The following is an 18,658-nucleotide window of genomic DNA, read 5'->3' as shown; positions in this document are numbered from 1 at the left end:
GCATCATGTGCCTATGCGAGGTTATCTGAATGCTACGTTACATAATGGCTGTTGCCACGATGGCAGCAACCGTGCTGCCAAGTGTTTCCGTCGCTGAGAGGGAAGCCACCGATACTGCCAAGCGTGAACTTGTGGCCCGGACTGAACTGCCCGGTCAAAACTTCCGCGATTACCTGAATTTGTTCAAGCCCCGAAAGGCGGCTGAACCACAAAAAATATCTTACTCGAAGGACTGGCTGGACCAACAGCCCAAGGCCACTGGGGACGAGCACTTCAAGTGCCTGGCCGAAGCACTGTACTTTGAGGCGCGTGGCGAAAGTGTGCGCGGACAGTTTGCGGTGGCCGAGGTCATCCTGAACCGAGTCGACAGCGGACGTTTTCCCGATACGCTGTGCGGAGTGATCAAGCAGGGGACAGGTAAGAAATACCAGTGCCAGTTCACCTATACCTGTGATGGCCGAAAGGAAGTAATCCGCGAGAAAAGAGCCTATGAACGTGTTTCGAAAGTCGCACGTGCGGCCATCGACGGTGACGTGCCTACGTTGACCGAAGGTGCCACTCACTACCACACAACAGCCGTTCGGCCCTCTTGGGCGCGTGTCTATACGGAAACCGCACGGATCGGCGTGCACATTTTCTACCGGCACAAACATCGCACGGCGAGTAACTAACTGACGCACCCGCGCTGGAAGCTGAATGGCGCGGGGCGTTTTTTGATCTATGTTGCGCGCCAGGAGGCCCGCAATGCTTTTAAATCGTCGACAATTCCTGGGCGCGTCTGCCGCGCTATCTGTGTTTCCCAAAGTGGGTCTGGCCGCTTATCCCGAGCTGGTGGCGCGAGAGGTGGTGCAGCAGATCGCACCGTCCGAGTTCCCGGAAACACCGGTTTGGAGCTTTGGCGGGACTGTACCGGGCACAGAAATCCGTGTGCCGCAGGGTGGGCGTGTGCAGCGCCAGCTCTCGAATGCTTTGCCTCAGGCCACGTCGGTTCACTGGCACGGCATCCGGATTGACAATGCGATGGACGGTGTGCCGGGCCTGACGCAGGACGTTATCGAGCCCGGATCAACGTTCGACTATGATTTTGCCGTGCCTGACGCCGGGACGTATTGGTATCATTCCCATAACCGCACAATCGAACAGGTGGCGCGTGGACTTTATGGCCCGCTGATCATCGAGGAATCCGATAAACCCGACGTGGACCGTGATCTGACGCTGATGCTGGATGACTGGCGGCTGGACGCTGAAACAGCCCAGATCACCAATGATTTCGACAACGGGCATGATCTCAGCCATGCCGGACGATTGGGCAATATCGTTACGGTCAACGGTCAGTTCGACCCTTCGTATAAAGTCAGAGCTTCCGAGCGTCTGCGCCTGCGCCTGATCAATGCATCCAACGCCCGAATATTTGATCTGGGCCTAGATGGGCTGACCGGTTGGATCGTGGCGCTGGACGGTATGCCGCTGGAAACTCCGCTGGAGATAACCGATCGTTTCCCACTGGGTCCGGCGCAACGGGCGGACATGATCGTGGACGTGCGTGCCTCCGCGTCCGAGACCGCCAGCCTTGTGAGTTTTGAGCGGGACGGGGGCTTTGGCCTTGTGCGCTTTGATGTATCTGGTCCAGGCCGGGCGGTGCGAACCGGTATCGTGGCGCTACCACCCAATCCGCTGCCTGAAATCTCTGTCGAGGATACGCCTTTGCATAGGATGTCGATGCAAGGCGGCGCGATGCGTTGGTTAAGTTCAGCCAAACTGGGCGAGACTGAGTTGTCAGGGCAGGAACTGGCGCAGCTGGGTCGTTTCTGGGCGCTGAACGGGTATGCCGAGCGCCCCAAGGATCCGTTTTTGGACGCGCGATTAGGCGAAACGCATCGGATTGAGTTTGCCAACGAAACTGCCTTTCCTCATGCGATGCACATGCACGGTCATCACTTTCGTATCGTTCTGTCGGATGGCAGCCTTGGTCCGTGGCGCGATACGGTTCTTTTAGGGCGCGGGCAATCGCGCCAGGTTGTTCTGGTTGCAGACAATCCGGGCAGCTGGCTGTTGCATTGTCACATGCTGGGTCATGCCGCTTCGGGTATGATGAGTTGGTTCCGCGTGACCTGACGACGCATTCGATGGCTGGAAAGGCGTTTGTTGCGGTGCTATACGCGCCCGCAACGTCTAATTTGGGCAGATCAGTCCCAAAGCCCGAAAAGGTCCGACCTATGAGTTCTGAAATCCGCCTTGCCTTCGCGCATCCTTCGGAGCGTTCCGAGGCTACCGCGACCCGAGGTCCCTTGGATCGCATTTCGTTGCGGGATCATATTGTCGAGGTCGAGATCGGTGCCTTTCAGGCTGAACGCGGCACAACACAGCGGGTTTGTTTTAACATTGTGGTTGAGGTGCGGCCACTGACAGACCCGATTGATGATGATGTTGACCGCATCTTGTCTTACGATCGTGTGACCGAAGCGATCGCCTTTGAACTGGCTGCTGAAAGGTTGAACCTTCTGGAAACACTGGCCGACCGGGTGGCAGAACGTATTTTGCTTGAGCCACAGGCTGTAAGGGCTTTTGTGCGCATCGAAAAACTGGATCGGGGCCCCGGTGCTTTGGGGGTCGAGATTGTGCGCGGCAAGGATGCAGTGCACCATGATGTGGTCGAAGAAGAACGCCCGCATCCCCGTTTGGTCTTTCTATCGAATGAGGCGATTGCGTCGGGCAACCTGACGGGATGGATCGATCAGCTGGAAAATCGTCAGCGCCCGCTGATCCTGTGTGTGGGTGCAGCTGACATGGCTGTTCCGCAAACGGGACATGCGATGACTCAACGCCGGATTGACTTGCTGGCGATCGAGCAAAACGCCTGGGTTCTGGCTGCACGGGATCACCGCTGCGTCGTCGTCTCGACGCGGACGGAATTGGATTGGGCGATGAAAAACGGGCAGATTTGCGTCTGGGCACCGTCCAAGATCGTTCTGGACGCGGTTGATGGTCCTTCGGCTGCGCCATCGGACGCCGTGGCGCTGGCGGCTTGGTTTGCAGCGACGTTCGAAGCCAGCGAGATGATGGTCATCGGTGGTGCGTTGCCGGGCGATCCTGAAACACCACTGCGAGCAATCTCTGTGGAGCAGGCGCAACTGTGACAACCTATTACCGTCCGCTGGTCCAGAACGGCGCGCGGCGTCCCGATGGCGCCGTGTCTTTGGCGGGGCAGGCGCTTTGGTTTACCCATGCGGAACGGCTGAGTCGCTCAGAATGCTCTTCCATTGTCGCGGCACAGGACATGCCCGACGATATCCTGGAATCTCTGTCCCATCCTCGCGCGCCGATAGCGGGGTTGGACATGAATCGGGCTCAGATCATGGGTATCCTCAACGCGACACCGGATAGTTTCTCGGACGGTGGGATGCATAACTCAGTCCAGTCTGCATGCCGTGCGGCCGAACAGATGGTCGCGCAGGATGCGACGATCCTGGATATTGGTGGCGAATCCACCCGGCCCGGGGCTGCTTTCATCCCGGAAGATGAAGAGATCGCCCGGACGGAGCCTCTGATCCAAGCGATCCGAGAACAAACGCAGGCACTGATCTCGATAGACACGCGCAAAGCGAGCGTTGCCAAAGCGGCGTGGCGGGCAGGCGCGGGGCTGATCAACGATGTCTCGGGCTTTACCTTCGATCCAGATCTGGCCCCGTTTTGTGCGCGGGTTGGCGCGCCGGTCTGTGTCATGCATATGCAGGGCGATCCCGCCACGATGCAGGATGAACCACGCTATGATGACGTGCTGCTGGACGTGTATGATTTTTTGGGCCAGCAGGTACAGAACCTCGAAGTCCTCGGGCTGCGTCGAGACCAAATCATCGTCGATCCCGGCATTGGTTTTGGTAAGACTGAGGCCCATAACCTGACGCTGCTGCGCAATCTCAGCCTGTTTCACGGGTTGGGCTGTCCGATACTACTGGGCGTATCGCGCAAGGGGTTCATCGGACAGATCGGCAAAGAGACGCGCAAGGACGCCCGTGCGCCGGGTTCGATTGCAGTCGGGTTGGCCGGTCTGGCACAAGGGGTGCAGATCCTGCGGGTTCACGACGTGGCTGAGACCGCTCAGGCCTTGCGTCTGTGGGCTGCCGTCCGGTAATCCGGTCGCAGGCAAGAAACGACGGAGACATATCAATGCGCAAGCTGTTCGGAACCGATGGGGTGCGGGGCACTGCCAATACTCATCCGATCACGGCCGAAATGGCCCTGCGCATTGGCGCAGCCGTAGGTCGGTATTTCCGTCGTGACCAGTCTGGCGCACATCGCGTCGTGATCGGCAAGGACACGCGTCTGTCAGGCTATATGCTGGAAAATGCGCTAACGGCGGGGCTGACTTCGACCGGTATGAACGTTTTGCTGCTGGGGCCGGTTCCGACCCCTGCGGTTGGGTTGATGACCCGGTCGATGCGGGCGGATCTGGGCGTGATGATCTCGGCCAGCCACAACCCGGCCGAAGACAACGGAATCAAGTTTTTTGGCCCCGATGGGTTCAAGCTGTCGGATCAGGCCGAGATCGAGATCGAGCGTCTGATTGAAGAAGGTGTCAAACCCGCGCAAGCCCAGAACATTGGTCGTGCGCGCCGCGTAGATGATGCCCGCTTTCGATATGGCGAGCGGGTAAAGTCCTCTCTGTCCCGCGATCTGCGGTTGGACGGCCTCAAAGTGGTGGTCGATTGCGCCAATGGTGCAGCCCACCGAACAGCGCCCGAAGTGTTATGGGAATTGGGGGCGGACGTCATCCCTGTCGGGATTGCGCCAAACGGAAAGAACATCAACCTGAATTGCGGCTCGACCAAACCTCAGTTGGCGGCAGAGACTGTGGTGGCCCATGGCGCGGATGTTGGCATCTGTCTGGACGGCGACGCGGACCGTGTGGTGATGGTCGACGAACATGGCAAGGTGGCCGACGGCGACCAGTTGATGGCGCTGCTTGCTGGCAGTTGGTCAAAGGCGGGACGCTTGCAGGGCGGCGCGCTGGTTGCGACGGTTATGTCGAATCTGGGGCTGGAACGGCACTTGACCACGTTGGGTCTGCGCCTTGAACGAACGGCGGTCGGCGACCGCTATGTTGTTGAGAGGATGCGTGAAGGCGGCTTCAACTTGGGCGGAGAACAATCGGGCCACATCGTCATGAGCGACTATGCCACCACGGGCGACGGGCTGATGGCCGGGCTGCATTTCCTGGCCGAGATGGTGCATTCGGGCCGTAAAGCTTCGGAATTGGCCGTACAGTTCGAAACGGTTCCGCAGCTGCTGAAGAATGTGCGTTATGGTGAGGGTCAAACTCCGCTGGAAGTCGCCAGCGTGCAGGCTGCCATTGCTGATGCCGAGGCGCGGCTCAACGGACAGGGCCGTTTGCTGATCCGTAAATCAGGGACGGAACCCTTGATCCGTGTGATGGCCGAGTGCGAGGATGACGCGCTGCTGGCGCAGGTCGTCGACGGCATCGTGGCCGAGGTCGAGGCTGTGGCTGGTTAACGCCCGATCAGCATTCGGCGCAGGCTGAACCATTGGCTGATGGCCAACCCGGTGAGGATCATGGCCAGCGCTATGAAGAATCTCAGTGGCAACGCCTCGGACAGAATCCACGCACCAAAGACCATCGACCAGATGGGCACCTGATAGTTGACCAGCGTCAGGAACACTGACCCCGCGCTGCGGATGATGGACACGCGTAAAAGGGTGGCGAAGGCGGTGGGTAGCAGACCAAGCGCGATGATTGCCAGGCCAGGGCGCGTGCCCTGCCATTGTGGGACGCCCTCGGTCAGTAGCATGACGGGCAACAATAAAACCGCCCCGACCATCAGCGACAACGCCGCCAACGCGACCGGATCAATCGGTGGACAACGTCGGGTGAAGATCGACGCGCAGGAATAGCAGAGTGCTGCCCCGATACAGGCCAGTTGCGCCAGTGGTTCAGCCCCTTGTCCGATCTGCGCCAGACCGGGGCCGATCAGCACCAAAGCCCCGGAAAAACCCAGCGATACGCCTAGAAATCTGCGCAGATTCAACGGCTCGTCCGAGAAGAAATGCGCTAGTGGCAGTACCATGAGCGGAATCGCTGCCATCGACAGCCCTGCAAAGGCCGAAGGTACATATTGCTGCCCCCAACTCAGCAGCAGAAAGGGCAACGCGGTCGATAACAGGCCGATGATCGCAATAAAAAACCACAGCTTGGTATCGCCCGCAGGCAATTTGCGACCAGTCACAGCCATCATTGCCAACAAAGTGACTGCCCCCAAAGTGGTCCGTGCGGTTGCAACCGTGACGGGGCCGTACCCTTCCAACGCCATAGCCACGACCATGAAGGTGCCACCCCATATCAGGCCAAGTGCGATGACGCCGCTCCAGTCGCGGGATGTGGGTTGATCGACCATGCGCGGCCTCCGATGGGGACAAAAAAGGCGACCCGAAGGCCGCCCTTTCGCGTAATCCCGTGGGGATCAGTTCTTTTCTTTGTCGACCATTTTGCCGGCCGAGATCCAGGGCATCATGGCGCGCAGTTTTGCACCGGTTTCCTCGATCATGTGCTCGTCATTGGCGCGGCGCGACGCTTTGATGGTCGGCTGGCCAACGGCGTTTTCCAGCATGAAGTCGCGAACGAATTTACCCTGTTGGATGTCGTTCAGAACTTCTTTCATACGCGCTTTGGTCTCGTCGTATTTCAGGATACGCGGGCCGGTGACGTACTGGCCGTACTCAGCCGTGTTCGAGATCGAGTAATCCATGTTCGCGATGCCGCCTTCATAGATCAGGTCCACGATCAGCTTCACTTCGTGCAGACACTCGAAATAGGCCATCTCGGGCGCGTAACCTGCTTCGACCAGTGTTTCAAAGCCGCAGCGGATCAGTTCGACCAGACCACCGCACAGAACGGCCTGCTCACCAAATAGGTCGGTTTCGCATTCTTCACGGAAGTTGGTCTCGATGATGCCCGAACGACCGCCGCCGATGGCCGAGCAATAGGACAGACCGATTTCCAGCGCCTTGCCGGTTTCGTCTTTGTCGACGGCTACCAGGCAGGGCACGCCGCCGCCTTTGACGTATTCGCCGCGCACAGTGTGGCCGGGGCCTTTGGGGGCCATCATGATGACGTCGACGCCTTCTTTCGGCTCAATCAGGCCAAAGTGGACGTTCAGGCCGTGGGCGAACGCGATGGCCGCGCCGGGCTTGATGTTGTCATGCACATATTTCTTGTAGGTTTCGGCCTGCAGTTCATCGGGCATGGTGAACATGATCAGGTCACACCAGGCGGCGGCTTCGGCGATACCCATTACGGTCAGACCCTCGGCTTCGGCTTTCTTGGCCGAGGCCGAGCCTTCGCGCAGCGCCACAACAAGGTTCTTCGCACCCGAGTCGCGCAGGTTCAGCGCGTGGGCGTGGCCCTGCGAGCCATAGCCCAGGATTGCCACTTTCTTGTCTTTGATCAGGTTGATGTCGCAATCGCGATCGTAATAGACGCGCATGTCGCCGGTCCTTTCTGTTTTCGATTGCGGTTGGTTCTACTGGCTTGCGATGGGGAATGCGATGGCATTTTTCTTGAAATTCGTACGCTCAGATGAGAATTTATTCGCAATTAGTAAGATAATGGAAAAAATCATGCTCGATGACATCGACCGGCGTCTTCTGCGTCACTTGCAGGCGGACCCCAGTCTGGCGACTTCGGAATTGGCCGAGCGAAGCAGGATTAGCGCCAGCCTCTGCTGGCGACGTCTGGAAAAAATGCACGAGGCCGGGATAATTCAAGGGCAAGAGGCCGTGATCGACTGGGCCGCGCTTGGATATGCAGTTGAAGTGTCTTTGCGGGTTACTCTGGACAAGACGCAATCCCGCGCCTTTGATGAATTCACTGCGGCAGCTCGAGGTGTGGCAGAGGTCATCGAGATACAGACCTTTCTGGGGCGCGTTGATGTACGGCTCTCTGTTTTGGCGCGGGATATGTCGCATTACCAGCAGGTCTATCGGGAACAGATTCTGACGCTGCCGCATATCGCGGATATCGAAGCGCTGATGCATATAGCGCGCGTCAAAAGTGATCTGGTGTTGCCGGTATGATTGAACTGGACGAACTTGACCGCAAGATCCTGCGGGCACTGGTACAGGATGCCGGTCAGAGCGCCGGAGCCCTTGGGCGAAAGCTGGGCCTGTCTCAGCCAGCGACGTGGCGCCGTATTAGACGACTGGAGCAGGCCGGTGTGATCAAAGGGCGTCGGCTACGCCTGAACGCCGAAGCCCTTGGGTTCGGGGTTACTGTTTTTCTTGGGGTAAAGCTGGCTCGAAAAGGGCAAATCAGCTTGGAGGATTTCGAACGTGCCGTCAGCGCCATCCCCGAAGTGCAAACGGTCGAGCACGTGCTGGGGCTTTACGACTATCGCCTTCGAGTCGTCGCGCGCGATCTTGCCGATTTCGAACGCGTGCTGCGTCGCCGTATCATGACTCTGCCGGGCGCCGGGGATGTCGAGGCCAACGTTCTGCTCAGCGAAGAAAGGTTGCCGGGTCCGATTGGCTGATCAGTACTTGGTACGGATGCAATAGCCGGGATGATGCGTCATGCGCGCAAAAGTCATCGGTTGACCATCCCGCCATGTCGTACGCTCAAGCTGTATCATTGACACCCCGGTCGTGGTCCCCATGAATTCGGCAAGGCGACCATCCGCCGAGACGGCGCAAAAGGCGACCTCGGCCTCGGTAAACGGGGCGGCCTTCAACAGCCATTCATGCGGGCCATGCTCATTCAGGTCTGCAAACTCGACCTCTGGTACCGCGGCGATATTGATCCAGCGTTCCTCTAGCTGAAAGGGACGGTTGTCGGCGTAATGCATACAGATCACGTGCAGAACGCGTGCATCATGAGCCACGCTCATTTGCGATGCCAGCCAACCCGGGCTATCGACCACGTTTCGTTCTACCAGCGAATATCTGTAAGTGGAGTTTTGTCTTTCGACCGTTTGGCGGGCCAGTGAAAACTCCAGTTTGGCATGTTTGCTGGGTTCTTTCTTAACCCGCGTTCCACTTTTGCGCTTGCGTTCCACAAAGCCTTGATCGGCCAGTTCTCGCAACGCGCGGTTGACGGTCGCGCGCGCGCAGTTGAATTCCTCGGCAAGCTGCGTTTCGGTGGGCAGCAACGCTCCCTGCGGCCAGATGCGGGTTTCTATCCTCCGCTTCACCTCGTCCCGAACAACTTGAAAACTGATCCGCTTAGGCGCCGTCACGTTAGGAAATACCTTTCTTCCGTAAAGTGAATGTATCTGGTCAGAAACACGTATGAGTGTAAAGAGCTGGTGACACTAATTGGCGTCATTTATTGATCTATTGCCACCCGAAAAAGTAAATTTTTTGTTGAAGTTACTGGGTTCCCTTGGGTCAATTTTGAAGGTTACATTGCCGCTGATCCGAACTGGCCCAACTGGTTGGTCAGCTGGTTTATTTGAAAGGAACACTCATGGCAGCGCTTTTGGACACAGTTGACCCAGATGGGTTTGAAGAGTTTTCAGTGGTATTCACCGATCGTTCGCTGAACCATATGTCGGCTAAATTTCAACGGGTCATGCTGGATATTTCTGACATGCTGAGGAACGTCTACAAGGCGGATGGCGTGGCAATCATCCCCGGTGGCGGCACCTACGGGATGGAGGCTGTGGCGCGGCAGTTTGCCCGCAACGCCAATGTGGTTGTCGTACGTAACGGCTGGTTCTCGTATCGCTGGAGCCAGATCATCGAGGCCGGAGGGTTGACGGCCTCGGCCACCGTGCTCAAGGCGCGGCAAACCGGGAATTCCAGCCCATCCCCTTTCGTACCTGCACCGATAGACGAGGTTGTGGCGACCATTCGTGATCAACGCCCGGATGTGGTTTTTGCCCCGCATGTGGAAACCTCGGCGGGGGTTATTCTGCCGGACGATTATGTGAAGGCCATGGCTGAGGCGGCGCATGAGGTCGGTGCTTTGATGGTGCTTGATTGTATCGCTTCGGGGTGTGCTTGGGTCGATATGAAAGCGACGGGCGTGGATGTATTGATCTCGGCTCCGCAAAAAGGATGGAGCGCGTCGCCCTGTGCCGGTCTGGTCATGTTGTCAGAGCGCGCCGAGGCGCGACTGGAGGAAACAAGCTCTGACAGTTTTGCCGTGGACCTCAAGAAATGGCGGCAGATCATGCAAGCGTACGAGGCGGGCGGGCACGCCTATCACGCCACCATGCCCACCGATGCGCTGAAGGAATTCCGCGACACGATGGTCGAGACCCGCGACTATGGGTTTGAAAAACTGCGCGAGGCCCAATGGGCACTAGGAAATAGTGTTCGGGCAATGCTGAAGGACAAGGGCATTGTCTCGGTCGCGGCGGACGGGTTCGGAGCGCCCGGCGTTGTTGTCAGCTACACTGACGATGCCGAAGTGCAGAACGGCAAGAAATTTGCCGCAATGGGCATGCAGATTGCGGCGGGCGTGCCCCTGCAATGTGATGAGCCCGAGGGGTTCAGTACTTTCCGTCTGGGTCTGTTCGGGCTGGACAAGCTCTATGATGTGGACGGCACGATCGCGCGTTTGAAGCGGGTGCTTGATCAGGCGATCTAGGTGCTGATCAGCGCACACCCAGGCCCATCTGCATAAGCGTCTTGCGCACCGGCGGCAGGGAATAAAGCGCATTCAACCCCATCGCCCGCGCATCACGCAGCGGCCGTGCCTCGATCATCGAGGCGCGGTTAAGTAGATCGATGCCTTTAACACGCATCTCGATCTCGGCGTGGCGTGACTTGTGATAGGTGTCCTGCATCTGCGCGTCGCCCAGCCCCTCGGGGCGGGCTGTCGCGAGATCCAACAGGCTGCGCAGATCACCCAGTGACATGTTCAATCCTTGCGCGCCGATGGGTGGCACGACATGGGCAGCCTCGGCCATCAGGGCGATGCGTTCGCCGGACAGACGCTCGGCCGATTGGCTGATGATTGGCCAGATCGTCCGGCGCGAAGCCAGTTTCAGCGGCCCGAACAATCCGCACGAACGCTCGGTCATCAGCGCCTCGAACGCGTCGGGTTCAGTGTTCAGCAATTCAACTGCGCGCGGCCCACGCTCCATCCACACTATCGCCGAGGAAGGCTGACCCTGCCAGTCGGGCAGGGGGACCAGCGTGAACGGCCCGCCCGAGCGGTGGATCTCGGTCGAGACATTTTCGTGCGGGACCGGATGCGTGACGGCAAAGGCCAGCGCCTTTTGGCCATAGCGGGTGGTTTGGACACCGATCCCCGCCGCCTCGCGCATGGGGGAGCTGCGCCCGTCCGCGGCCACGACCAGCTTGCAGCGGACGCGGCTGCCGTCGCTCAGGCCCACGCGCGCCTCATTGGTGCGAGTGAACAGGCTGATAGTGCCGGTGCCGGCGCGGAAATCCACGTTGGGCAGATCGGCCAAACGCGCCACCATCTCGCGCCGTAGCAACCAGTTGGGCAGGTTCCAGCCAAACGGCTGGTCCGAGATATCGGCGGCGTTGAAATCACGCACGACGCGGGGTTCGGGCACATCGCCGCCCGCGTCCACGATGCGCATGATCTGCAGCGGGGCGGCATGGGCATCCAGCCGTGCCCACAAACCGCATTGGTCCAAAAGCCCGTGCGCCGGTTGCAGGAAGGCCGTGGTCCGCATGTCGGAGCCGTCCACGTCGCGTTCTGTCACCGGAGGGGTAGGGTCGACGCAGATCACGTCGAACCCGGCTGTTCCGAAAGCCGCCGCAGCGGTCAACCCGGCGATTCCGCCGCCGGAAATCAGGATGTCACAGCTATCTGTCATGGGCTTGGCCTCCGTTTGGGCAGAACCTAGTGCGGTTCCGTGCGGGGTGCCAAGTGACATCCTGTCCCGTTTCTTACCCGCGTGAAATCAGGATGAGGATCAGGAACATTACCGGCACCATCATCACGGCAGGGATGTAGAGACCCGGTAGGCCAAACAACAGGATGGAACACCCCCACATGCTGAAGATCGCCAGGGCGGTATAGCCCCAATCCTCGGCCTCACCATGGGCGGCGTCCTTGGCCATCCAGCCAAACAGGGGAATTGCAAACACCAGGCGCTGCCAGATGGGCAGGCGCCGAGGGGCCTCGATCGCGTTCATGGGTTTCTCCAATTCTGTTCGTCGCTGAGGTGCATATAGGGCTGATGCTGCACCTGCAAAACGAACAGAAGGTCGCAGTGTGACAGCCTATCGCAGGCGAGCCAGAAATGACGTCAGGTCGTCGGTGTGGTGGTGGATGTGATCGGCCTTGTGCGGCTCGGGCGCGACGTGGACAGTGCGCATTCCCATCGCGTGTGGCGCGGCCAGATTGCGCGGGTCATCCTCGAACATGGCGGCTTGCTTGGCGTCGATTCCGTCTTGGGCAAAAATTGCCTCGAACGCGGCCTGTTCGGGTTTGGGGCGATAGCCCGCATGTTCGACCCCGTAGATCGCGTCGAACAATCCGCTGAGGCCACGGGCCGCCAGCACCCGTTCCGCATAAGGCGCGCTGCCGTTGGTATAGACGATCCGGCGGCCGGGCAGGGACCGAATGTGATCAGCCAGCTCGGCGTCGGGGTCCATATGGCTTAAGTCAACTTGATGCACCGCGTGCAGATAAGGGTCGGGGTCCAGATCATGCTCGGCCATCAGGCCGGCCAGCGTGGTGCCATATGCGCGCCAGTAGTGCGACCGCAGCCGATCCGCCTCGGCCCGGTCGACGCCGATGGCCTGCACCACATAGTCGGTCATCAGCACCTCGATCTGATCGAACAGGCGCATATGAGGCGGATACAGGGTGTTGTCCAGATCGAACACCCATTGGGTGACGTGGGAAAAGGCGGGTTTGACCATGGGGTTGGGTTTAGGGCGTGGCGAATTGGTTTTCAATGCCGCACTTGATCCGAAGGGCCGGAGGCGGATAGACATGTCCGAACCAGGAGATGAACCGCCCGATGCCACAATCCAGACAGCCGTCCAAAGACGCCTATAGCCTGATACTCGAAGCGATTGATGTGGGCGTTTACAAGCCTGGCGACCGGCTGGTCGAAAGCGAGCTTGCCGAACGGTTTGGCGTGTCGCGCACCCCCATCCGTGAGGCATTGCAGCGGCTAGAGACGCAATCGCTATTGGAACGGGACGGGCGTTCGCTGATCGTAGCTTCGCTGGACCATAACCAGATGGCTGAACTTTATGTGGTGCGACGCGAGCTGGAAGGGCTGGCCGCAAGCCTGGCCGCCAAGCATGCGACCGAAGAGGAAATCCGGGTACTACAGGATATGGTCGCCGCCGATGATGCGCTGGTCGATGATCCCACCGCGCTGTCGCGCGCCAACCGTCGGTTCCATGAGCAGATCCATTTGGCCTCGCATAACCGCTATCTGGTGCAGCAGTTGGACCTGGTGCATCGCACTATGGCGTTGATGGCAACGACTTCGCTGGCTGTTCGCGGGCGCGGAGAGATTGCCCAAAATGAACACAAGGCAATCGTCGAGGCTATCGCTGCGCGCGACGAAGAGGCCGCCGCACGCGCGTTGAAGGAACATATCTCGGTCGCCTTCATGACTCGTCTGAAACAGGATGCCGTTCGGCGTGAAGCCTAAGCGTCAGGGCAGTTTCACGTCTTCTCCGGCCTGTCCGTGCTGTGTTTTGTCCCAGAAGAAAGGATTGCTGACCAGCTCCCACAGGGCTTTGTAGGCCGCCAGAACGCCCAGCGGAAAATACAGGGGCATGGTGGGAACCCAGGGCAGCAGAAAACGTCTTTCCTTGGCTGCTACAGCCAGAATTCCGACGACCAGACTGGTGATCTCGGCGGCGACGAAAAGACAAACAAGACCGAAGATGACATTGTTTGACAGGATCTGATCCAGCGGGCCGGGCTGACCCAGGGTTGTCAGCCAGAACAACCACAGGACCGGGGCCAGTAGAAACTGTCCGACTGTACCCAGAAAGAACGCCTGCACGCCCAGAAACCGTTTTACCCCCAGATCATTAAGCAGGCGCAACGGCGCGCGCATGTGCACAAGATAAGTGACCATGAACCCCTTGAGCCAGCGCGACCTTTGCTTGACCCAGGGCCAGGCGCGGAAATTCGCTTCTTCAAATGTGGTGGTGTTGACCATCTCGGTCCGGTATCCAGCGCGGCTGAGCCTTACCCCAAGGTCGGCATCCTCGGTGACGTTATGCGCGTCCCACCCACCCAGTTCGACCAGCTTGTCGCGTCGAAAGAAAAAGGTTGTGCCCCCCAACGGAACGACCAGACCCATGCGGGCAATCCCTTGCAATATGACGCGGAACCAGCTGCTGTATTCGATCGTAAAACAGCGCGAGCGCCAGTTTGTTCTGGGATTGTAATAATCCAGGACGCCCTGAAGGCAGACTACGTCCTCGTCCATGCGCGCGAATGTGGAAACGACGCGTTCAAGTTGATCGGGCTGCGGCGCATCTTCGGCGTCCCAAACCCCCAGGATTTCACCTCTGCAAAAATCCAGCGCGTAGTTCATGGCGCGAGGCTTTGTCGTCAGCCCGTTCAACGCGGGTACTTCAACTATCCGGATCCAACTGGGCAGGTCGACACTGGAAAGCGCAGTACGCGTGACCTCGTCGGATTCCTCTAGCACAAGAATGACGTCCAGCAGCGCTTTGGGATAGGTCAGACGATGCAACCGTCTGATCAGAGCATTCGCGATTTCGCGCTCCTTGTACAGAGGGACTAGGATCGATACGCAAGGCCGTTTGCCAGCTGACATATGTTTGTCGGCCGTGTCGTGGTCGTTTTGAGGTTTCGTTAGAAAGGCTATCAATCCCGCGACGCGAAGTACCATGAACATGATAAGCGAGAGCGTCGCTAAGGTGACTAGAAGTGCTAGTCCACTGGCGGGGAAGACTGTGAAAAAGAACACAATGGTGATCACGCCGACAACAGGCCTCATCCGCGCGTTTAACGTCCATGAACGGCAGCTTTGTTCAGCGGGGACACGAACCTCTGCGGCTTGTGCAAGGTGGCTTGAATGTACACGAGCGATTTCCCGGTCAATGTGTTCGGCCGGCGCTAGGACAGGTATTACGGTGTAATCTGTGTTTTTGAATGCGGCGCGTACCGTATCAAAATGGTCGGGCCGAGATGTCGCTATCAAAAGGATCGGACCAACGTGTTTCCATGGGACGACATTGTTCTGTAGCCAGAAATCCACGGGTTTCAGGCGGCACGCGTCACTTTCCGCGGGAAAAAGATCCAAATCCGCGATTTGCAGCCCGGACTGTTCCGCCAGTGCATGTAGGACATCCTGCCTCTCCACCCAACCTTCGCCAACCAGTATTTCGCCCAGCGGAGCGTTCTGCCGGGTCTGAAGGTGCAACGCTTTTTCCAACTGATTGTGGGTAATCAACCCACGATCCAACAGGCAGGCGCCCAAGGGTTTCCTGACCTTCGGAGGTATCGGTCTTGCCCGCGCAAAATGCTGCCGGTTCAGTGCGACCATGAAAAAACCCTGACACGTTTGACCGCTGTCAGGGTTCATCTATTAAGGTTAACAACCGGTTAACCTTGTTCAATGCAGGCTTATGCCTGTGCTTTTTTGTCCGCCATTGCCGTGGCGAAGCGCTCGAACAGGTAAAAGCTGTCTTGCGGTCCGGGCGAGGCTTCGGGGTGGTATTGTACCGAATAAACGGGCCGGTTGGTCATGCGGATACCGCAGTTGGAACCGTCGAACAGCGAACGATGCGTTTCAACCACGCCCTCTGGCAGTGTCTGCGCGTCGACAGCAAAGCCGTGGTTCATCGAGGTAATCTCGACCTTGCCGGTTTCCAAATCCTTGACCGGGTGGTTTGCGCCGTGGTGGCCGTGGTTCATTTTGACCGTTTCACCGCCCAGTGCGAGGGCCAGCATCTGGTGACCTAGGCAAATGCCGAAAACAGGCAGATCTGTGGTGTCCAGAACCTCTTTGATCATTGGTACAGCATATTCGCCCGTCGCTGCCGGGTCGCCTGGGCCATTGGACAGGAACACACCGTCAGGATTGTGGGCCAGTACTTCGGCAGCAGTGGCTGTAGCGGGTAAAACGGTCACGTCACAACCGACCGAGGCCAGACACCGCAGGATGTTGCGCTTGGCACCAAAATCCAGCGCCACGACCTTATGGGCAGGCGCTTCTTGCCGTGTGTAGCCATCGGGCCAAGCCCAACGCATTTCGTCCCAACGATAGCTTTGGGCGCAGGTGACATCTTTGGCCAGGTCCATTCCTTCCAGCCCGGCAAAGCCACGGGCAGCAGAGACTAGTGCTTCAATATCGAAATTGCCGTCGGGATCATGCGCCAACGCAACATGAGGGGCGCCTTGCTGCCGGATTGCGCGGGTCAGGCGGCGGGTATCCACGCCACCGATTGCGATGCGTCCACGGCGGGCCAACCATGTCTTCAACTCTTCCGCCGAACGCCAGTTCGATGGTTCGGTCGGATCCCATTTTACCACCATGCCAGCGGCGACAGGATCGCCGGTTTCGTCATCCTCGGGGTTAACGCCGACATTGCCGATATGCGGGAAGGTGAAGGTAACGACCTGACCTGCGTAAGATGGGTCGGTCATGATCTCCTGATACCCGGTCATGGCAGTGTTAAAGCACAGTTCAGCCACGGTTTGACCTGTGGCACCGAAACCCGTCCCGTAGAACAGTGTGCCGTCGGCCAAAGCCAGACATGCGGTGGGCTTGGACGGGACGTTCTGGGCCATGGCGCGACTCTCCTGCAAGGTAAACCGGCGCATACCTAAGAGGGTTAAGCGCTTGGGTCAAGCCTGTTCAAATTTTGGGCTATATATAAAAATCAATAACTTAGCGATATTCACCCCCTGTTGTATCACGCTTTTTGTTTCGATATGGTCGGGGTTCCTTTTCCATGGGGATGGACAGATCATATGGATATGCGATCACGGGTGAACTCTGCCCTGAAGCAAGCAATGAAAGACAAGGAGGCCGAGCGTCTGTCGACGCTGCGGTTGATCAATGCTGCAATCAAGGACCGCGATATCGCATCGCGCGCCTCGGACAACGAAGAGGTCAAGGGCTGCGGTGATGCCGAGGTTCTTGAAATCCTTGGGAAAATGACCAAGCAGCGCAAGGAAAGCGCCCGTGCCTATGAAGAGGGTGGGCGGCTGGACCTGGCTGAACGTGAACTGCGTGAGGTTGAGGTCATCGAAGAATTCCTGCCCAAGCAGTTGGATGATGATGAGGTCTCTCAGGCGATTCAGACGGCGATCACGACCACAGGTGCTGGCTCGATCCGGGACATGGGCAAGGTGATGGGCGAGCTCAAGACGCGTTACACCGGACAGATGGATTTCGGAAAGGTCGGACCGATGGTCAAAGACCATCTTTGTGCGGCATCAAGCAACGGCTGCTGATCTTCTTCTGGTAGACAGCAACACTTACTGCGCGACAGGTTCGCGCAGTTTTTGCGTCAGATCACCGTACAGCGCTATGCGCTCTTCCTCTGAGAGAAACGAGCCGATTTCCACTTCTCTACCGTCGCCTGTCAGGGTTACGTAGTTCGGAACCGGGCCGCCGTGTTTGTGCATCTCTGGCCGGGCCCAATACCGGTTGCAAACCCATTCCTGCTGGCCGGTGCGGGGGTTGTGGTGAACAAGACGCGCCTGAGTTCCCGTCAGAGTGAACACTTCGAACACACTGCGAGATGTGTAGTTCGCCTGAATAGCCAGCCAAAGCCCCAAAACCGTCACCAATAGGAACGGTAACAAGCCCCACAGCACCGCTGAGCCAAGCACAGCCATTAGCGGAAGCAGTCCGAATATAAAAAGCGAAAACACAACTCGGATCGCCCAGCGAGGCGGCAGAGAGTTATGTGGCCAAAGTCGCAGCTCTTGTTCGGTATTTGAGGTTTGATTCCACTGGTAAGGCATAGATCGAAAATAGCGCGGCAGCTTTTGGTGTCGACGGAAAATGCTCAGGTCACGTGCCCGACGCGGGCCCATGACAAAGCGTCGTCCAGGCGATCATCACCCCAGAAAACCTCACCGCGGACAACGAGGCTTGGGGCACCGAAAATGCCGAGCCGAAGGGCCTGATCCGTTTCAACTTCTAGCGCGGACACGATGTCCGGACTGCGCGCACGGGCCAGAACGATGCGAGGATCCTGCTGGCATCTGTGCAGGGCCTCGGTCATTGCGGCTTCGCTGCCAGCTTCGATGCCGCCCTCGAACCAGATACGGTAGATGTTCTGTGCAAAGGACTTACCCCAACCATCACGCATTCCCAGCAACGCAACCTGATTGGCCAGCGCCAGATCGGAGACGGGATAGGGCGCGGGCAGGTTGGCATGCAAACGGTACTTGGCTGCACGACGCTCGATATCGCGCCACATATAGGCGGATTTTGCAGGTTTCCCGGCGAAGGGGATGTTCTTCTGTTCGGACATAATGGCGCGTACATTGAATGGACGCCAATTGACTGTCGTGTTGTTTTCAACGCACCAGTCATCCATCCGCATGATGGTTAGAAAGCTATATGTACTGCCAATCGAAAACCAGAAATCAATCTTGGACATTGGATTCCTCCGGACCTGTTGGATAAGGAGTTGCCCCTAGAATAGCCTGTCCTGCAGGTTCTGGCGAATATTCTGAAAACAAGGGAATGCAAAA

The 18,658-nt window shown here is 58.3% G+C and carries 20 protein-coding genes; 10 read left to right on the top strand and 10 right to left on the bottom strand.

Features of this window, described 5'->3' with window-relative positions:
• Positions 1-29: 29 nt before the first annotated feature.
• The 5 genes from ACR3EG_RS12935 (at position 30) to glmM (ending at position 5,511) form a co-directional block, all read left to right on the top strand.
• Complete coding sequence (locus ACR3EG_RS12935; RefSeq protein ID WP_480496275.1) at positions 30-671, top strand: cell wall hydrolase; 642 nt, start codon at positions 30-32, stop codon at positions 669-671.
• Between the two features lie 73 nt (positions 672-744).
• Positions 745-2,115 (top strand): multicopper oxidase family protein, encoded by a 1,371-nt coding sequence (locus tag ACR3EG_RS12930; protein ID WP_480496273.1) that lies wholly within the window; start codon positions 745-747, stop codon positions 2,113-2,115.
• Between the two features lie 101 nt (positions 2,116-2,216).
• The gene (locus ACR3EG_RS12925) at positions 2,217-3,137 is read left to right on the top strand and encodes a dihydroneopterin aldolase (protein WP_353393198.1); all 921 of its coding nucleotides are present in this window, start codon (positions 2,217-2,219) and stop codon (positions 3,135-3,137) included.
• Entirely contained in the window at positions 3,134-4,132 is a 999-nt protein-coding gene (folP, locus tag ACR3EG_RS12920; protein WP_480496271.1) for a dihydropteroate synthase, read from the top strand. The genes ACR3EG_RS12925 and folP overlap by 4 nt, the downstream gene beginning before the upstream one ends.
• A 35-nt stretch (positions 4,133-4,167) precedes the next feature.
• Positions 4,168-5,511, top strand: coding sequence for a phosphoglucosamine mutase (gene glmM / locus ACR3EG_RS12915; protein WP_480496269.1), 1,344 nt, complete (start codon positions 4,168-4,170; stop codon positions 5,509-5,511).
• On the opposite strand, the gene ACR3EG_RS12910 is transcribed toward glmM, so the two are convergent.
• On the bottom strand, positions 5,508-6,410 hold the full coding sequence (locus ACR3EG_RS12910; RefSeq protein ID WP_480496267.1) for a DMT family transporter: 903 nt from the start codon (positions 6,408-6,410) through the stop codon (positions 5,508-5,510). The two genes, glmM and ACR3EG_RS12910, sit on opposite strands and share 4 nt — an antisense overlap.
• 66 nt (positions 6,411-6,476) lie before the next feature.
• The gene (gene ilvC / locus ACR3EG_RS12905; RefSeq protein ID WP_170352808.1) at positions 6,477-7,499 is read right to left on the bottom strand and encodes a ketol-acid reductoisomerase; all 1,023 of its coding nucleotides are present in this window, start codon (positions 7,497-7,499) and stop codon (positions 6,477-6,479) included.
• 133 nt (positions 7,500-7,632) lie between these two features.
• On the opposite strand from ilvC, the gene ACR3EG_RS12900 reads away from it, so the two are divergent.
• Together ACR3EG_RS12900 and ACR3EG_RS12895 are read left to right on the top strand one after the other, a co-directional pair.
• Positions 7,633-8,088, top strand: a complete 456-nt coding sequence (locus tag ACR3EG_RS12900; RefSeq protein WP_170352809.1) for an Lrp/AsnC family transcriptional regulator — start codon at positions 7,633-7,635, stop codon at positions 8,086-8,088.
• A complete protein-coding gene (locus tag ACR3EG_RS12895) occupies positions 8,085-8,543 on the top strand; it encodes an Lrp/AsnC family transcriptional regulator (protein ID WP_170352810.1) in 459 nt (152 codons plus the stop codon). The genes ACR3EG_RS12900 and ACR3EG_RS12895 overlap by 4 nt, the downstream gene beginning before the upstream one ends.
• Here the strand turns inward: ACR3EG_RS12895 and ACR3EG_RS12890 are convergent, their stop codons facing one another.
• Positions 8,544-9,245 (bottom strand): GntR family transcriptional regulator, encoded by a 702-nt coding sequence (locus ACR3EG_RS12890; protein ID WP_480496265.1) that lies wholly within the window; start codon positions 9,243-9,245, stop codon positions 8,544-8,546. It lies immediately after the preceding gene.
• A 230-nt stretch (positions 9,246-9,475) separates the two neighbouring features.
• Here ACR3EG_RS12890 and ACR3EG_RS12885 point away from each other — a divergent pair, with 230 nt between their 5' ends.
• Positions 9,476-10,603: an aminotransferase class V-fold PLP-dependent enzyme gene (locus ACR3EG_RS12885; protein WP_480496263.1), complete on the top strand. Its 1,128-nt coding sequence runs from the start codon at positions 9,476-9,478 to the stop codon at positions 10,601-10,603.
• A 7-nt stretch (positions 10,604-10,610) separates the two neighbouring features.
• Here the strand turns inward: ACR3EG_RS12885 and ACR3EG_RS12880 are convergent, their stop codons facing one another.
• The 3 genes from ACR3EG_RS12880 to ACR3EG_RS12870 all read right to left on the bottom strand — a co-directional run bounded on the left by ACR3EG_RS12880 (position 10,611) and on the right by ACR3EG_RS12870 (position 12,861).
• The gene (locus ACR3EG_RS12880) at positions 10,611-11,807 is read right to left on the bottom strand and encodes a UbiH/UbiF family hydroxylase (protein ID WP_480496261.1); all 1,197 of its coding nucleotides are present in this window, start codon (positions 11,805-11,807) and stop codon (positions 10,611-10,613) included.
• A 73-nt stretch (positions 11,808-11,880) separates the two neighbouring features.
• Positions 11,881-12,129 (bottom strand): hypothetical protein, encoded by a 249-nt coding sequence (locus ACR3EG_RS12875; RefSeq protein ID WP_480496259.1) that lies wholly within the window; start codon positions 12,127-12,129, stop codon positions 11,881-11,883.
• A gap of 87 nt (positions 12,130-12,216) precedes the next feature.
• Positions 12,217-12,861, bottom strand: coding sequence for a pyrimidine 5'-nucleotidase (locus ACR3EG_RS12870; protein ID WP_480496257.1), 645 nt, complete (start codon positions 12,859-12,861; stop codon positions 12,217-12,219).
• A gap of 101 nt (positions 12,862-12,962) precedes the next feature.
• Here ACR3EG_RS12870 and ACR3EG_RS12865 point away from each other — a divergent pair, with 101 nt between their 5' ends.
• Positions 12,963-13,610 (top strand): GntR family transcriptional regulator, encoded by a 648-nt coding sequence (locus ACR3EG_RS12865; RefSeq protein ID WP_480496255.1) that lies wholly within the window; start codon positions 12,963-12,965, stop codon positions 13,608-13,610.
• A gap of 3 nt (positions 13,611-13,613) precedes the next feature.
• On the opposite strand, the gene ACR3EG_RS12860 is transcribed toward ACR3EG_RS12865, so the two are convergent.
• Both ACR3EG_RS12860 and carA read right to left on the bottom strand, forming a co-directional pair.
• On the bottom strand, positions 13,614-15,488 hold the full coding sequence (locus ACR3EG_RS12860; RefSeq protein WP_480496253.1) for a glycosyltransferase: 1,875 nt from the start codon (positions 15,486-15,488) through the stop codon (positions 13,614-13,616).
• Between the two features lie 80 nt (positions 15,489-15,568).
• Positions 15,569-16,735 (bottom strand): glutamine-hydrolyzing carbamoyl-phosphate synthase small subunit, encoded by a 1,167-nt coding sequence (carA, locus tag ACR3EG_RS12855; protein WP_480496251.1) that lies wholly within the window; start codon positions 16,733-16,735, stop codon positions 15,569-15,571.
• A gap of 183 nt (positions 16,736-16,918) precedes the next feature.
• Between carA and ACR3EG_RS12850 the strand changes: the two genes are divergently transcribed.
• Complete coding sequence (locus ACR3EG_RS12850; RefSeq protein ID WP_170352819.1) at positions 16,919-17,404, top strand: GatB/YqeY domain-containing protein; 486 nt, start codon at positions 16,919-16,921, stop codon at positions 17,402-17,404.
• Between the two features lie 24 nt (positions 17,405-17,428).
• Here the strand turns inward: ACR3EG_RS12850 and ACR3EG_RS12845 are convergent, their stop codons facing one another.
• Both ACR3EG_RS12845 and ACR3EG_RS12840 read right to left on the bottom strand, forming a co-directional pair.
• The gene (locus ACR3EG_RS12845) at positions 17,429-17,920 is read right to left on the bottom strand and encodes a DUF2244 domain-containing protein (RefSeq protein WP_480496249.1); all 492 of its coding nucleotides are present in this window, start codon (positions 17,918-17,920) and stop codon (positions 17,429-17,431) included.
• A 44-nt stretch (positions 17,921-17,964) separates the two neighbouring features.
• Positions 17,965-18,564: a DsbA family protein gene (locus ACR3EG_RS12840; protein WP_480496247.1), complete on the bottom strand. Its 600-nt coding sequence runs from the start codon at positions 18,562-18,564 to the stop codon at positions 17,965-17,967.
• Between the last annotated feature and the right edge of the window lie 94 nt (positions 18,565-18,658).

It is taken from the genome of Ruegeria sp. AM7, assembly GCF_056535965.1.
This window is presented reverse-complemented; position numbering and strand designations above follow the sequence as displayed.